The organism is Bradyrhizobium sp. BR 10261, assembly GCF_019455395.1.
In the GTDB taxonomy this organism is placed as follows: domain Bacteria; phylum Pseudomonadota; class Alphaproteobacteria; order Rhizobiales; family Xanthobacteraceae; genus Bradyrhizobium; species Bradyrhizobium manausense.
This window is the reverse complement of the sequence record NZ_JACOFQ010000004.1, coordinates 44,008-60,563: the sequence shown is the minus strand read 5'-3', so window position 1 is coordinate 60,563 and position 16,556 is coordinate 44,008. Positions and strand designations below refer to the sequence as shown.

Genomic DNA, 16,556 nt, shown 5'->3' with positions numbered 1-16,556 from the left:
TCGCGTTTTGATTGTTAATCTTCTTGCGAGTTCTATGGCGCCGGGCGCGTTTGTACTGGGTCAATTTAGTTTCATGTTCGACGTCGACCATGTTATTCCTTGCTACCCGCGTAAGATCTTTTTTGGGCGTACCGGCCCCGCGCGCGAGGGCGATCTCAAGACCAATAATGGATCGACGGCCGAACGATTTCAGGAATTGCGATGCTGCAGGTGAATAAGCGGAAATCGGAGGTCAACCGCGAGTTGAGCGAGTTCGAAAGCTCCGCCTCCCAGCCTCTCACCTCCTATCTGGACATCGTGCGCCGCCAGTTCCCGGCGATGATCGCCATCATTTCGGCCTGCCTCATCCTCGCGTTGCTCTATCTCTTCACCGCCGCGCCGCAATTCACCTCGACCGCCTCAATGGTGATCGACACCCGCAAGGTGCAGCTGTTCCAGCAGCAATCGGTGCTTGGCGATATCGCGATCGACTCTGCAACCGTCGAAACCCAGGTCGAAATCCTGAAGTCCGAAAATATCAGTCTCGCCGTTATCCGTGATTTGCATCTGATCGACGACCCTGAGTTCACGGGCAGCGGTGGTGGCCTGCTTGGTGCGATGATCGGCTCGATTGCCGGGATGTTTTCGACTGGCCATCCCTCCTCCGAATTCGAGCTGACACGGAAAGCGCTGCAGCACTTCGAGCGCAGCCGGACGGTCAAGCGGTTGGGTCTCACCTATGTCATGGAGATCGGCTTCACCTCGCGGGATCCGGCCAAAGCGGCACGGATCGCCAATGCGATCGCGGATTCCTATATTGTCGATCAGCTTGAGGCCAAATATCAGGCGACGCGCCGGGCCAGCGTCTGGCTGCAGGACCGTATCAAAGAGCTGCGTACTCAGGCCTCGACGGCGCAAAAGGCTGTAGTGGATTTCAAGCAAGTCAACAACATCGTCGACACCGGCGGCCGGCTGATGAATGAACAGCAACTCGCGGAGGTCAACAGCCAGCTCATACTTGCGCGTGCCGCCACTGCCGAAGCCAAGGCGAGGCTTGATCGCATGAATGACATCGTCAAGCAGGAAATCCCTGACGCCTCTGTTGCGGACGCACTCAAGAACGACACCATCGTCAAACTGCGTGGGCAATATGTCGATATGGCCGCAAAGGAGGCGATCTGGGCGGCGAAATATGGCTCCGATCACCTCGCCGCGGTTAACCTGCGCCGCCAGATGACTGAGATCAAGAAGAACATTACCGACGAGTTGAGGCGGATCCAAGAATCCTACAAGAGCGATTACGACATTGCCGTCACACGTGAAGAGAGCATCAAAACCAGTCTCGCCAGCGTCGTTTCGGAGTCGCAGCTCACCAATCAGGCGCAGATCCAGCTGCGCGAGCTTGAGAGCACCGCGCAATCTTATCAGGCGATGTATGACAATTTCCTGCAACGCTACATGGAAAGCGTGCAGCAGCAGTCGTTCCCGATTACCGAGGCGAGGGTGATCAGCGCGGCCACAACACCTTTGGTGAAGAGTTCTCCCAAGAGCATGGTCATACTGAGTTTAACTTTGCTCGGCGGATTGATGCTGAGTTTTGGCGTCGCTATGGCGCGCGAGCTCACCGACAAGGTGTTCCGGACCACGGGGCAAGTGGAAGAAGTGCTCGGGACGAACTGCATCGCGATTCTGCCGACGCTGGACGACGCTGCAGCGCCTTCTCTCGGTAAGAGATCAGACAACCCGCGGCCCAATCTCCTGCGCTACGTCGTCAACACACCGCTGTCTCGCTTTGCGGAGGCCGTCCGTTCGTTGAAAGTGGCGATGGACCTTAATTCCATTGTTCGGGAGAACCAGGTCCTGGCAGTCACCTCGACCCTGCCGAGCGAGGGCAAGAGTACACTCTCCAGCAATCTCGCGCAGCTGATGGCGCATAGTGGCGCCCGCGTCATCTTGGTCGATGCCGATTTGCGCAATCCGTCGCTGTCGCGCGCGCTGGCGCCGCACGCAGAGATCGGCTTGGTCGATGTCATCGCGCAGAAAGTCCAGTTGGAAGACGCGCTCATAGTCGATCCCGAAACCAAGCTCTCGGTGCTTCCCGCTGGCAAGACTTCGAAACTGCTGCACACCAACGAGATCCTCGCCTCGCAGCCGATGCGCGACCTCGTGACGCTGCTCCGTTCGAAATACGATTACGTCGTGCTCGACATGCCGCCGATGGCTCCGGTGGTGGACGTTCGCGTCACCTCCTCGTTCGTCGATTCCTACGTCTTCGTAATCGAGTGGGGTAAGACCAAGATGGACGTCGTCAAACACAATTTGCGCGGTGCGCCGGAGATTCAGGATAAGCTGCTCGGGGTGGTTCTGAACAAGGCAGATACCAAGCTACTGGCGCGCTACGAGTCCTACCACGGTCGCTACTATTACCAGAAGTACTACGCCCGCTATGGATATGTGGAATAGCCGCCGGATCGCGCGGCAAGCGTGGAGACGCGCGCCGATGCTGCTGCTTGGCATGGTTGGCGTGATCTGGTCGTTGGCCGCGCTGCCGTCGTTCTGGCGGGTGATGCCCGCCCGCGAGCTTTCCACGCGAATTCTGCTGGATGATCGCTTTAAACCCGGTGGGCTGAGCAGGGTGCTCGCACCGATGGAGCAGCAGCCCGCTCCGTTTTTTGTGCCGCATGAACTTGCGCGCGCGGAAGCGCTGATACGGCTTCGACTTGCGGAAGAGGCCATCGAGCGGGCAAGTTCGGAGGACGCTGATCGCGAGGTGGTTTTGACTTTGAAGAGTGTCAGGTCCTCTCTTTCACTAGATCCGACTGACTCCTTTCTTTGGCTGATGCTCTATTCGGTCGAGACCACCCGGAACGGCTTCGACCGCAACAACGTGAGCTATCTCGACCGATCCTACGCACTGGCGCCGCGGGAAGCTTGGATTGCGCTCCGCCGCAACAAGTTAGCGCTCGCGATTTTTCCGGAGCTTAGCGAACCGGTACAGGCAAAGGTTACGTCGGAATTCGCCGGCATGGTTGACGGCGATTTCATTGACGATGCGGCCTTGAATTTGAAGACGGGGGGCTGGCTCCATCGGGACCGCCTCCTCGCGAGCTTGGAGCAGGTGAATGTCATTCAGCGCAAGGCGCTGGCAAAAAGATTGGTCGGCGATGGCTTGAAGGTCAGGGTTCCCGGCGTTGAGACGGACGAGAGACTGTGGCGGTGATAGTCAAAATTTCTTCCTGGTCCATCTGTGCGGTCGCCATCTATTCCGTTTTTCTACCTGTATTGGGCGCGCATGCGCAAGCGACGGGCCAGAGCCGATCTCGCGTTACGATGCAGGGACCGGCAGAACAGTCTTACCAGTCGGTGGTTCGCGACGCATTGGGACGACCTTGCCTCGACGTTGAAGCTGCGGCTCGAGTCCACGTCATCAATCCGGCCTTGGTCGATCACGTCGTCAGCGTAAAGAATAGCTGCCCGCGATCGATAAACGTCAAAGTCTGCTATTTGAACTCGGACAAGTGCAACGCGTTTGATGTGGCCCCGTACAAGCGAGTCGACACCATTCTTGGAACGATCAGCGGAATAAAGAACTTCAAATACGTCGTTTTGCAGAAGTAGTTTCCTGCAAGGGAATTCCCTCTCTTGCTTCGAACACTTCCTGGCGATGATCAATGCATTCCGCCGTCTGACCGCGGCGCTGCTTCGGCGGATCGAAGGCAGTTCGCCTCGTCAGCGGTGATCACGTCGTCGTTGCGTTACAGGCTGACGAGAATGCTTTTGCGCGGAAGGGCGGGACTACAATGAAACCAGGAATCGGCACCCGAACCAAACGACGGCGCAACGATCAGAGAAACGGGTGATTTTTGTCATTGCTTTGCTCAGCAAGAAAAGTGCGCACTGCAGGAATCGCCGGATGGGTCGGACACGATCGCGAGGAACTGTGAGCCGCGGACACCAGCGATTCACGCTGCTTATTCTGGCCGTGGCGGCTGTGGTTGGCGTGGTGATCCTGGCGCTCACACGGGAGCCGTTGCCGGTGACGAAACGCATGGAAGGGGCCACGCACCTTAACCTGCTGCTGGATGGCCCATTCGGGGCGCGGTTCGCCGGAGAAATGACCGCCCACAAGCGAGAATACTTCCCTCCGAACGTCACGGTGCGGGCCGATCCGAACGATCCGGATTTTGTCGCGGCAGTTGCGCGTCAACACGCGGTCGGCGTGACGAGCGGCCATAAGTTCCTCTTGGCCGCTTGGCGCGGCGTTCCGGTTACCGCATTCGCAGCAAGCTTCCTTGATACGTCGATGGCAATCTTTACGCTGGAGAGCTCCGGATTGCGCCGGCCGGCCGATCTGGTCGGCAAGCGCGTCGGCTACCGCCGAGCCTCCGAGGGCGAGGTCATCTTTGATGCCATGATGGCGCAACTCGGCCTGCCGCGGAGCCAGATTGCCAAGGTGGTCGATCGCGACACCTTCGACGCGCTTCGAGCCCACGAGGTGGAAGCCATCATCGCTCCGATCGATGATCAGCCAAGTCCGTCCCTTACGGGCGGCGACGTCCGGCTAAATGTCATCAAGCCGCAGGATTACGGGATTCACGTTCCGGGGCTGGTCTATTTCGTCAGCAATGATCTGATTCATGACCAGCCATCGCTGATCAAGGACGTGCTCCAGAGTCTGATCCGAGGTTGGCATTTCGTCTATACGGACTATGCACGGAGCGTGCCTGTTCTTGTCGGATTCGACCCGGAAAGGCTGAACCCAGACCGCGTCAGATTTGAGCTGCAGCAACAGCGGGACCTGATTCTGCCGACAGGTGGGCGGATCGCTGACTATGACCAAAGCCGCTGGAGAACTCTTCGTGACATTCTGATCTTTGCCAAGCTCGGTGAAGAGGTGGTGCCCCTTGCCCAATTGGTCAATTATCAGCTGTTGCAGGACGTCTATCGTCGCTCGCTTGCCAAATCGGGGGGCGTGAGGGGCGAGAACTAGGTCGAACATGCCACAGTTCCGGGCCATTTCGCCTCAGGGGACGATTTCGTCTAGTGCCCCGGTTGCCTAATGACCCGACGGGTTGATAATCTGCTTTGGCTATGTGAGCCGGGTGGATGGGTCACGGAGCTCGGTGGCTGCTGGGTTCGTCCGCTTTGACAATCAAACGGGCTATCGGCGAATTCGGCTGGGGCAAGGGAGCTTTACGAATGTTGCGGACGTTCGCGCGGGTGGGTCTTCTGAGCTTGGCTGCATCGTTTGGTGTGGCCAGCGGCGCAAGCGCTGCTATGCAGATGCCTGCGAGCACAGCTCTGCTGACCGGTGACGGCCCGGCAATACCGGCGACCTTCTGGGCACAGCCTTATCCCTATCGCTACGTGCCATCCCGCCGCTGTCCGAGGGTCCGCGTCGAGACACCGTATGGTTGGTACTGGGATCACGTTTGTGCGCCTGTAGGCCCTGTCCTCCGCCGCGCATACTGAGCGTCAGCCGGCCCCCAATTGGGGCCGCCTGATTCAAGAGGCTGCATCGTTCCCGTGGGCGCTGCGCTGACGCATCATCCGTGGCGGCACCGCCCCTAACGGGTGAAGTGACTCTCCGTTGCTTTGTAGCTGCCTGGATCGGGGCCGAACGTTTGTCGGTCTCCGCCAACGGCCTCGCCAGCACCGCCCATTTTGCTGCGGGAAAGTCTGGACCTCGATCTCAAATCGGAAATCATCTGCGAGCAATTCTGGCCGCCTGCGATATGCGCGGCTATATAATCCAGCCTTGCTTTAATGTCATTTATGATTTAATTTGATTATATCGGTATATAATTTTCGTGTGATCGGCAAGGGGACGCAGACCACAAACTGCCCACAATAGGAATCATACTACGCTGGCGACTTGGGATGGGGCAGGCGACAAAACGAAAGGCCCGGCATTGAGCGATTTGCCAAATGTGACCACCCTGGCATTGCTGAACCTCATCCGGCTGCTCGCTGCAGAACTGGTTGCGGGAGAGCATCGCGACGACTGCGCCAAGTTGATCGAGGCGATGGACAGGCAGCTAACCGCGACACCCTTGCCAAGAGGCATCGACGTCAACGACGCCCGCGCCGGCATTGCCGAGGCGCGAAAGCTCTTGGGACCCTACATCAAGCATGTTCGAGATCAGGCCCAAGCCGCGCGAGCCCGCGATCAGGCGGCGCAGGTCGAAGGCAATCAAGGCACGAGTTTGCCCAGGTCGAAATATCTCCAATAGTTAGCGCCGCTCGAACGAGCAAATACGATCAAGCGGCGAGAGGCTTGCGCTGCGGTTCGCGTGTGCCGTTGTTCCGTGCGCGCGTTCTTGCAATCGATCGACGATGGAAAACGGCCTCGCTCCAAGTATCCGAAAACAGTATTTTGATTTATCCCCGGTTACACCAGGGAGATTATCGCGGTCAGTCAGGCTGTATATTTTTTCCTGGCGCCATAATCAGGTTGTCGGCAGATGGGAAGCGTCCACCGTTTGCAGGATTGCCTCAAGCACGGGCTCGCTCAGTCCGGCAAGCTCCGTCGAGATCGCGTAACCTCGGGGCAGCATGCCCGCCGAGAAAGCGCGAACGTACGCTAATCGCGAAGCTATTGGGCCGCAGACCGTCTCTCCCAGTTCGCCGAGCGCCTCGACGATTTGCTGGCCTTCCAACGTTCGGGGATCGACCCGATTGGGAACGAGAAAGGTGGGGACGTCGACGTGGCGTTTGCTGCGCGCGAAGGCGATGGCCGAAATCGTTTCCTCCGTGGCACTCAGGTCGAGACCCGATGGTGTACAGGGCAGAACGACAATGTCGGCGACCGCGACCGCAGCGCCAACCGCGTATTCGTGCGGCGGCGTGTCGATGATCGTGACGCTCCCCGGCGATGAGCCGATCAGCTTGGCCCAGCGGGCGGCCTCACCATAACGCAGCGGCACCTCGGAGACCCGAAAGGGAAGCCGTCCAGGCGCGGCCCATTCGGCGGCAGATCGCTGTGGATCGGCATCGATGACATCCACAAAAATGCCGCGCCGATGCAAATCGCCCGCCAAGCTTATGGCAATGGTCGTTTTGCCCGCCCCACCTTTGCGTTGGACGACTGAAATAACCGAGCGCATATGGCTTTTCTCTATCCGAGCAGAGCGCTCTTTCCGCCGATCGTTTCTCATCAATCTAACGAATGATTTTCTCATTCAAGTCCCGGCAAATTGTGCGGGAGTTTTGCCGACTGAGTGTTGCATTCTTGCCTGTTCAGACGTTGTAGGCGCGACTCCGGCGTCGTGCGCGATGCCGCATTCCAGCAAACGACTCGCCAAACCCTGAAGCTGCCACTATAACGTGTCCTTAATTTTTTCTTAATCTGGTTACAGGTGAGTCATTCTTGTGGCTGACATTACCGACTTTCGGATGTCCCGCGAAGCCCGGCGTGGGGCCACGGTCTCGGCCCGGCGACTTGGCATTCCCGACTATTTGGTTGGTCCTGCAGTATTTTTCGTCGATCTTTGCCTGCTGGTCGGTGCGAGTCTGGCTTCGGCGGTCGGCTATCATCGCACGATGCTGCAGGAGGTCGGGGACCTCACGACCTTCATCGGTCTGGCCTGCGCCGTAGCTTTCTATCTTTCGATCCTTCTGGCCTACCGCGGCAATTATTCCGTCAGGCGGCTGATGCAGCCAGCCTATCAGTGCCGGGCGGTTACGATGGCGTGGATTGCAGTGTTCCTTATGCTCGTCACGCTGGCGTTTCTGCTGAAGGTCGGTCCGAACCTGTCCCGTGGCGCGACCATCGCGTTCTTTCTGACCGGCTGGATTGCGCTGGTCGGCTGGCGCGCCTTGCTCGGCGCCCAGTTGCGCCATGCTCGCGCCCTGCGTGTGATAGCGCCGCGGCAGGTGGTGGTCGTCAGCGATCGAGCCGTCGAAGAGGCGCGCGTCCATCTGCAGGATCTCGCCTGTCACGATTACGAGGTTGCGCAGTTTCGGATCATCCCGGCGTCAGACGATTTCGACGGATTTGCCCGCGAACTGATCGATGTCGCGCGCCCGGAGCATCGGATCGACAGCTTTTTTCTCCTGATGGATTGGGGCAGGCCCGATCAGATCGACCGTTTGGCGGAAATCCTGCGTGCGGTGCCGCTGCCGGTGCGCCTATTTCCGGATCCCAAAGTTTCGCGCTTTCTTGGTCAGCATGAATTGTCGGTCGGAGGGGTTTGGGCCACCGAGATCCAGCGCGCTCCGCTGAGCCTCGAGGAGCGCCTTGCGAAGCGCGCCCTCGACATCGCGGTCTCCGCCGTACTGCTCCTTGCAGCTTCGCCGCTGATGCTGGCGTCTGCGCTGCTGGTCAAGCTCGGTTCAAGAGGTCCTGTGTTGTTCACGCAGGCCCGCACCGGCTTTAGCGGCGTGCCGTTCAGGATATTCAAGTTTCGTACCCTCACCACGATGGATGACGGCCGGGTGGTGAAGCAGGTCTCGCGCAATGACGATCGCCTGACCCCCGTGGGGCGCTGGCTGCGACGGACCAGCATCGACGAGCTGCCGCAGTTGATCAACATTCTGCGCGGCGAGATGTCGTTGGTGGGACCGCGGCCCCATGCGGCGGCGCATACGGATTATTACGGACAGCTCATCGCCAATTACGCCTATCGGCATCACGTCAAGCCTGGCCTGACCGGGTGGGCGCAGGTCAACGGGTTTCGCGGCGAGACCACGCTCTCGCAGATGAAGGCGCGAGTCGATCACGACCTCTGGTACATCGACAATTGGAGCCTGTGGCTCGACGTCAAAATTCTGCTCAAGACCTGCGTCGTCCTGCTCAGATCCCCCGCCTATTGAATGTGGCTAGTTGTTGGTAATTCTAAGGAATTCAACCAAGGGATGCGTTTGCTGCATCGCCGAGGAGTGAAAGTTCCGTAAATCTCCGTGTTCGCCATCCGGCGCAAAGGCATGCCCGCAAATCGGGCGAGTCGCCCACTGGGGCAGCATGACATGGCCGAACCTTTACGTAACCAGCTGAAAACAAATAGAAATTTTTTAAATTGCAATGCACAATTATAACAATTGACTCCAATACCTCCAGCCAGCTATCTAACCAATAATTAAGCATAGCTCGTGATCCGCCTTCGTTTTGACCAGGAGGCGCCGGCGAGGACGAGAGGCGACTTTGTGGAAATGAACCGAGGGTTGTTGCAACCCCCGGTCGGAAGGGGCAGTAACATGTCTACTTATGACTATACCGAAACTCAGTTTAACGCGCTCATTGGGCCTCATGTTGATTCCGCGACGCTTACCGAAATTGACAATTATCTGATTTCGAAGGGATTTTTCCCCACCGCAAGCGATACAATTCGAGTTCAGGGGCTGAACGGCTATCAACCCGTCGATCCGACGGCGAATGTCCTCATCGAGGGGGACTCGCCGGCTGGCCTGACGACGGACGCCAATGATGCGCTGATCGTGGTCGAGCCCGGCGGAAGCCTTGCGGTCCGCGGGACGCAGGATGTTGGCATTGTGATTGCCGACGGTGGTCCCGCGACGGTCACGTTGCTCGACAGCGGCAACGATGTGGTGTGGGGCAGCTCAGGCAACGATACGATTACCGCAGGCGCCGGCAACGACACGATCCATGGCGGCGAGGGCAACAACTTCTTGATCGCCGGAACTGGCAACAGCTCCATTTACGGGGGCTCTGGCGATGATGTGTTCTACGACGGCAACGGCGGCAGCAACCATTTCATCGGAGGCGGTGGCAACGACACGTTCTATGGTGGTTCGGGTAACGATACGCTCGAGGCTACCGGGAATGGCCACAACGAGCTCCATGCCGGTAGCGGCAGCCAAACCCTGATTGCGGGCAACGGCGGCGATACCTTGTGGGGCGGTGCCGGCAATGACTCGATGATCGGCGGCACAGGCAACGACCTGATCGTTTCGCTCGGGTCGGGCAGCAACACCCTGATCTCGGGCGGTGGCAACGATACCCTGCAATCGGCTGGCACGGGCAACGATTTGCTGGTTGGCGGCTCTGGCAATAGCACCCTGACTGCTGGCGCCGGCAACGACACCCTGACCGGCGGTACGGGCAGCGAGCTGCTGACCTCGTCGGCCGGTGGCAACACGACGATGACCGGTGGTGGCGGCAACGACACGTTCTACGCCTCGGGCTCCGGCAATGTGTCGATGACCGGTGGCAGCGGCAACGATACTATGTATGCGGGTGGTAGCGGCAACGATACGCTGGTGGCCGGCTCTGGCGCCACCTTGATCTATGCTGGTGCCAGCTCGGGTACCGATACGTTTACGCTCAATGGCAACGACACGCTGTTCGGCGGCTCCGGCATTGATATCGTCAACATCAGCGGCTCGGGTAACCAGGCCAACTTGGACGGCGCTTCGGTGGCGATTGCGACCGTCACCGGCGGCGGTGCAAACACACTTTGGGCCGGTTCTGGCAACGATACGATCGATGCCTCTGCGTCCACGGGCAACAACCTCTTCATCACCGGTTCGGGAACGGCTTCGATCGCTGGCGGCTCGGGCAACGATCAGTTCGAGGTTACGTCGCTCACGAACAGCACGATCGATGGCGGCTCGGGCAGCAACGTGGCCTTCATGGATGGCATCAGCAGCGGCAGCGTCACGATCAATACGGTCGCAGGCGTCACCACTGTTACATCTGGCGGCACCACGATGACCTTCACGAATGTGCAGGACATCCTCTTCACTGATACCGACTACAAGCCGTAATTCGGTAGCGACGAGCGTAGTCAGAAGCGCCCCCGGTTTCGGGGGCGTTTTGTTTTTTTTGCCAATGGGTCGCTCGGTGCGGGCTCGCCGGCGATCACGGGCGCTGGGCGAAACTCGGTCCTGGTTCGCCTGGCAAATCTTCCGCAGGCCTTACTCGGTGAAGTCGAGCCCGCCGTTGCGCAACTCGCCGAGGATTTGAGCTTTGTCGGCCTGTGGCATCAAGGCCAATGCATAGAAGTCGTAGCAGTTGCCCTTGATCAACAGCACTTCGTCGAAGCGCGCTTCCAACAGCAGTCGTGCCATCCGCTCTTCGGTAAAGCCGGTATTGTGGGCCATGAAATAGTTGCCCCTCTCGATCGATGCGGCGTGCCCGTAAATCATGTCGAGGGCTGTGATGGGACCGAGCGGGGATTCGTAAGCGACTTCCTCGCCGCGCCCCTGGGCAACCAGGGCGGCGATCGGCTCCAGATCCGGCGAGGTGATCAGGGCGAAGCCGTCAGGCTTGAGCACGCGGACGATGCCGCGCAGCGCAGAGCGGACGTCGTGCGGATGAAGGTGTTCAAGGCTATGCGAACAGTAGACCGCATCAAAGCTCTTGTCGGCGACCTGACTGAGATCCTCGAGCGAGCCGACGATGTCGGGAGCGACTCGCGGATCGACATCCATCCGCACTTCCTGCCAGCCGCCGTTGCGGAAGCTCCGTTGCAGCCGCTCGGGATTGACCGGGCCGCTGCCAGCGTTGAGGACCTTCTTTACCATTGCATCAAACCTACGAAATGAATGACTTCTGCAGCCGCTCGCTTAGTTTCAAACACGTGCGGTTCCTTCCTATCCTGGAATCCTGACGCCGAACCCTCGGCGCGGCCGCAAACCCCTGTTGCGGCTAGAAAAAATCGCGGTGAATTTCAACGGCATCGTTCAGAACCCGGGGGGGAGTTCAACAGCCGAAGGAGCACGGTTGATGCGAGGGTCCCGGCCTCGCGGCGGCCAGGCCAGCGCCGAAAACGGCACCGCGTCCAGCGAGAGGTTGGGGTTGTAATAGGGGTCCTCGAGGAGATGTTCGCCCCATTTGTTACGGAGATTGCGCAGTTCGCGTTCGAAGCGCGCGGCCTTATCGCCGATCTGATCGCGCCCGCGACTCGCCGATTCATGATGGTAAAGTCGTGCAGCTGGCGTCCATACGACGCGCTTGCCTCGGCTGCGCAAGGTCAAGCAGTAGTCAACGTCATTGAAGTTGACGGGAAAGCGCATCTCATCGAGCCCGCCCGCGTCGAGATAGTCGCTGCGCCGGGTCAACAGACAAGCCGCTGTGACCGACCCGCATTCACGCGCAACTCTCAGCATGTCGCCATAACCAGGATCGCTGGCGAGCCGGTCGTTGCCGATATGTTGTGCGGCAAAACTCGCACCCAGCGTTACACCGGCGTGCTGGATCATGCCGCTTGGCCACAGCAGCAGCGCGCCGACGGCGCCCACGTCGGGCTCTGCCAGTCGGCCCTGCATCTCAGCTAGCCAGACGGTGTCCATCGCCCTGATATCGTTGTTCAGCAACAGCACGTCGTCGCTGTCGCACGCCGCCACCGCGAGATTGTTCAGCCGCGCGAAGTTGAAGGCACCCGGGACAGCGAGCACATCCGTTCCGCTGCGTTTCAGTATCTCGAGATAGTCGACCATGTCGGCATCACTCGAGTCGTTGTCGACGACCAGAACGCGCGCTCGCGCTTTGGTCAATACCGGCGCGATACTGGAAAGGCAGGCTGCGAGCAAGTCCCTGCGGTTACGGACCGGGATGATGACGGTGAGCGTGCGTGGCCTGGATTTCCGGGTCACGCCGGCTGCCGGCAATAGCGCGCCGCGCTGAGCCTTCGTTTCTGCCGCGATGCCGCGCGCGGCAAGATGAGTGAGGCTGGCCTTGGCCAGCAGATGGCTGTGCGCGACCACATCTAGCGGTGGCATGCGCCCTAGCGCGACCGGAACATGGACAATTTGCCCGTGACGCGGCAGGCCGTTGTCGAATTGGCTGTTGAAAAGACGATACAGATTCGTCGGCCTTGCCGCGAGCGCGGCCAGTACCGTTGCGCGGTCCATGGCAAAGAGTTGCGCGCAATACCCCTGCTCGAGCATCCGTTCATAGTCGAAGGCGGGGAGAGCCAGCGGCCATGGACGAGCATCCTCGCCAGAGATCTCCAAATCGCAATAGGCTGTTCGAGCCTGCGGGATCGTCGCGAGCCCCTGTGCGAGCCCGTTCAGCGCAAGCTGGTCGAACACGGTGCCGGCAGGGGCGAACACCACGATCTCTGCGTCGCTTCCGTCGTGAGCGAGGAAGTCGCGCAGTTCGTCTGGATCAAAGCTGCCCGGTCCATCCAGCGCCGGAAGAGCGGCCGCGACCCAGTTGTCGTGCTGTTGCTGGTCGAGGCTTTCCAGCGAGATCTCTTCATTGCCGCCTGCGATCAGCGCCACGGCCGTCGGACGATCGATGGTCACAATCGGAGAAGGCGATTCATCCCAGCGCTTGCGCCAGTTTTCATAGCTCGCAAAGGGAGCAGATGCCGGCAACAGCCGGTCGAGCATCTGGCCACGCAGGCGATCAGACTCCGTGTCACTGAAGCTTGCGAAGAACCGTTCGACCGCATCGGGAAAGGCTACGAACGCCACAGGAGCGACCGTCAATTGCCATTCATCCTCCGTGATGAAGTGCACGCGGCGCACCCGCCCATCCGCGTAATCCGCCGGAAGATGAAGGTCGAAGGCTTTGACCAGATCGGCATTGTCGATCCCGCCAACATGGCTGAAGCCGCTGGCGCGCGCTTCGGCGATCGGCTCGCCGTCGACGACAGCGCGCACCATCGGTGATTCCGTTGGCTGGCAACGTACCCATCCGCGAAACCGCAAGCCGCCCATCCATTCGGCCGCTCCAAGGCTACGGCGGTCTGTCATCACCTCCGCGGCTGCATTGAGGCGAATTGAAGCGCCGATCGGGCCGAGATCGTTGGCGAGGCGAACTTCGGCAAGCCGGCTGTCGCTGACGAGTTCCGGCGTCAGAGCGAACGAGAAGCCGTAGCAGGCATCGCCGATGCCCTTCGCAGCGAGCTCGGCAACGTAACATTCCGCGCGAGCCAGTCGGACCGGCAGCCCATCGAGCAGGAGTTCGACCACGAATCGGCGGGTCAGGTCCTCCGGATCATAGACGAAGCCCCAGAATCCGGTCTCCTCGTCGCGTGCAAATTCGTGGTGCAGTTCCCCGGGAGATGGGGACGACGCGGCGGCACTGACCCGGGCGGAACGGCGCATTTTCACCATTGTCTTGCCATCCAATCCAACAGTTCTCTTGCCGTGGCGGCCGCGTCACTCGCGGGAGCCAGCGGTAAGTCGGCCTCGTGCGCGCCGATATTGCCGAACGACCAGTCGAAGAAGGCCAGCGGGACGGCGACGTCGCTCCACACCGCTTCGATTATCGGGTGACCAAACAGTGGGCCGCGTCGGGCAATCAAGAGCCTGCCCAATCGATGAAGTGCCGCGACATCACGCAACTCGTCGACCGAGATGCGCCCGGTGACCGTCACACCGCCGAGCGCCATCAGTGCCAGGTCATCCAACGTTTCGCCCAAGATGACAATTGTCGCGTCCGGGCGACCCTGCCGCACGCTACGCACAATGCCGCGCAAGAAGCCGAAGTCTCCGGTGCCGTGCCCAATGGGAAGCAGGCCGAGCGCCGTCCCTCGCGAGGCGACAGCTTTCGGCCGGGTAGGGCTGCAGTTGTCTGAACGGCCGACGAGCCGTACCCGGTGGACGAGATTTGAGGGGAGATGGCGACGCAAGAAGGCCTCGGCGGCCATATCGGGCGCGAGAAGGCGGCTCTCGCGCGTCAGCAGATCGAGCCAGCTCTCGATCGTCTTGCCGCTGCAATTGCAGGTCTCGGCACCCAGCAGCGTCGGACAGAGGCGGCCCTTCTCATCAAGACCGCCGCGACCGCAAAGCAATCCGCCATCCGTCACCAAGAGATCGAACGCCGCACGGCCGTCGATCAGATTCCGAACAAATGCTGCCGGTATGTTCGCGGGATCGGCCAATACAATGCGCGAGGGACCAATCGCGGCCAGGGTCTCGGTGAGTGCCGATTGATCGGCCGGAAGCTTGAAATCGAGTGATTGCGGAAAGTCGCCGCCGGGATCGCGCAACGCGAGCGTCGTGCCGTTTTTGTTTGACAGCGCGAGGAGCGCTGGTTCGACGGCATGGCCTGCGAAGTGTTCTGCCACATCCGCTGCGGCGCCCGGGCCGGACAACACGATCGTCTTCGGCTGGCCGGCGATGAGTTCGCGTTCGATGGCGCCGCGGCTTGACTTCAGCGGATCGAGTGCTTTGAAGGTCGCGCTCTCGCTGCGATAGTCGGGGAAGCGCAGGCGCAGCCTCGCGAGGTTGAGCACGACCAGCGCGCGTTTTTCGGCCTTGAAGGACGCCGAGCCGGCATGTCCGACATAGACCGAAGTGGCGCAAACGTTGCGAAAGCCGTGCTGGCGTGCGCGCAAACAAAGATCGACGTCCTCGAGATAGCCGCGATGGTAATGGTCGGATAATCCCCCGACGGCATCCAGACATTGACGGGTGATATACAGGCAAAAGCCGATGCCATCCGGCATGTCGACAACGCGCCCGGCATTGACGCGGGCAGCGATCGCATCGAGACGCGCAACCTCCTCGATAGAAGGCAATGGATTGGCGGTGAAAGCGAGTGGCAGGCTGGTCGCTTCACCATTGTTCGACAGCGGCGTCACCGTGCCGATGTCGGCAGCTGCGTGGGCCGCTTCGCTTAGGCGCAGGGCAAACCCCTTGGGCACAATCGTGTCGGCATTGAGCAGGATCACGTCACCGCAAGGCGTGGCACGCAGCGCACGATTGACGGCACCGATGAAGCCGAGATTGTGGGCGTTGCGGATCAAGTGCACGCTGGGTGCGGTTGCGAGGGAATCTAGCAACGTCGCGATGCGCTCGTCCGGCGTTGCATCGTCGACCAACACGACCATGGTCCGATCGTGGTCGTGGACGGACTGCATCAGGCATTCAAGACAACGGCGGGTCGCTTCGAAATCATCGTAGATGGGAACGATGATGGTGATGTCGGCGGATGGGCTCCTCGTCCGGCTGATGAGATTTCCTTTGTCCATCGCTCCATGCGTTGCCCGACCGGTGGCAAGCGGCGCGGGAAACACACTTTGTGCGAGGGCGCGCCGGCCAAGCTTCAGACTCACGACGCGACGTGTCGTCGACGGCGGAAACACAACGCTGAAACTTGCGGCATGCTCGGCCTTTGCGGCGAGGGCATGCTGCGGATCGCTCTTGATGGAATGGCTGACCGTTCCCGCATCAGTCTCGATCCGCAGGTTCATCTGCCCGCGGCCCTGCCAAACCGCCCAGCCGGTGAGGCCGTCGCCGACACGATGAATCGCACCGAGCGCAGTCTCGCCCTGTCCTTGCAGATGCGTCACCGCTTCGCCGAGCAGGGCCATGTCGCGGTCAAGCTCGATCAGACGGCGCGCAGCAGCGGTGCGATCTTCAACGCCGCCCCATTGCATCAAGCGCCGATTGGCGGCGAGGTCGTCCGGGGCGAGCTCGAGCGCCTTGCTGATGTCCTTGAGTGCAGCGGCCGGAAAGCCGCATCGATGGGCAATCTCGGCGCGCAGCGTGTAGTGGCGCGCCTGGGCAGTGGGAAGGATTCGACAGCGCCGGTCGGCGAGATGAAAGGCTTCCTCGAGTTCACCGCGGTGAAGGCTTGCAATGGCGGCCCGCTCCAGAGCAGCGGGATGTTGCTCCGGATCGAGGAGAGCTGCAACTCGTTCGAGCACGGCGCCCATCGG

General features: G+C 60.3%; 11 protein-coding genes. 7 read left to right on the top strand and 4 right to left on the bottom strand.

The window, feature by feature from the left end:
- The first annotated feature begins 201 nt into the window (after positions 1–201).
- From HYH07_RS05675 to HYH07_RS05655, 5 genes are all read left to right on the top strand, one after another.
- Positions 202–2,442, top strand: coding sequence for a polysaccharide biosynthesis tyrosine autokinase (locus HYH07_RS05675; protein ID WP_220001561.1), 2,241 nt, complete (start codon positions 202–204; stop codon positions 2,440–2,442).
- Positions 2,443–2,479: 37 nt separating this feature from the next.
- Positions 2,480–3,199, top strand: a complete 720-nt coding sequence (locus HYH07_RS05670) for a hypothetical protein (RefSeq protein ID WP_220001560.1) — start codon at positions 2,480–2,482, stop codon at positions 3,197–3,199.
- Complete coding sequence (locus HYH07_RS05665; protein ID WP_220001559.1) at positions 3,190–3,597, top strand: hypothetical protein; 408 nt, start codon at positions 3,190–3,192, stop codon at positions 3,595–3,597. The genes HYH07_RS05670 and HYH07_RS05665 overlap by 10 nt, the downstream gene beginning before the upstream one ends.
- A 322-nt stretch (positions 3,598–3,919) precedes the next feature.
- On the top strand, positions 3,920–4,969 hold the full coding sequence (locus HYH07_RS05660) for an ABC transporter substrate-binding protein (protein ID WP_312016644.1): 1,050 nt from the start codon (positions 3,920–3,922) through the stop codon (positions 4,967–4,969).
- Positions 4,970–5,891: 922 nt separating this feature from the next.
- On the top strand, positions 5,892–6,212 hold the full coding sequence (locus HYH07_RS05655) for a hypothetical protein (RefSeq protein WP_220001558.1): 321 nt from the start codon (positions 5,892–5,894) through the stop codon (positions 6,210–6,212).
- A 216-nt stretch (positions 6,213–6,428) separates the two neighbouring features.
- On the opposite strand, the gene HYH07_RS05650 is transcribed toward HYH07_RS05655, so the two are convergent.
- Positions 6,429–7,085: a ParA family protein gene (locus tag HYH07_RS05650; RefSeq protein WP_220001557.1), complete on the bottom strand. Its 657-nt coding sequence runs from the start codon at positions 7,083–7,085 to the stop codon at positions 6,429–6,431.
- A gap of 289 nt (positions 7,086–7,374) precedes the next feature.
- Between HYH07_RS05650 and HYH07_RS05645 the strand changes: the two genes are divergently transcribed.
- Positions 7,375–8,793 (top strand): exopolysaccharide biosynthesis polyprenyl glycosylphosphotransferase, encoded by a 1,419-nt coding sequence (locus HYH07_RS05645; RefSeq protein ID WP_220001556.1) that lies wholly within the window; start codon positions 7,375–7,377, stop codon positions 8,791–8,793.
- 381 nt (positions 8,794–9,174) lie between these two features.
- Positions 9,175–10,704 (top strand): calcium-binding protein, encoded by a 1,530-nt coding sequence (locus HYH07_RS05640; protein ID WP_220001555.1) that lies wholly within the window; start codon positions 9,175–9,177, stop codon positions 10,702–10,704.
- 150 nt (positions 10,705–10,854) lie between these two features.
- On the opposite strand, the gene HYH07_RS05635 is transcribed toward HYH07_RS05640, so the two are convergent.
- From HYH07_RS05635 to HYH07_RS05625, 3 genes are all read right to left on the bottom strand, one after another.
- A complete protein-coding gene (locus HYH07_RS05635; protein WP_220001554.1) occupies positions 10,855–11,463 on the bottom strand; it encodes a class I SAM-dependent methyltransferase in 609 nt (202 codons plus the stop codon).
- Positions 11,464–11,622: 159 nt separating this feature from the next.
- Entirely contained in the window at positions 11,623–14,019 is a 2,397-nt protein-coding gene (locus HYH07_RS05630) for a glycosyltransferase family 2 protein (RefSeq protein WP_220001553.1), read from the bottom strand.
- On the bottom strand, positions 13,998–16,553 hold the full coding sequence (locus HYH07_RS05625) for a glycosyltransferase (RefSeq protein WP_220001552.1): 2,556 nt from the start codon (positions 16,551–16,553) through the stop codon (positions 13,998–14,000). Before HYH07_RS05625 ends, HYH07_RS05630 begins: the two co-directional genes overlap by 22 nt.
- Between the last annotated feature and the right edge of the window lie 3 nt (positions 16,554–16,556).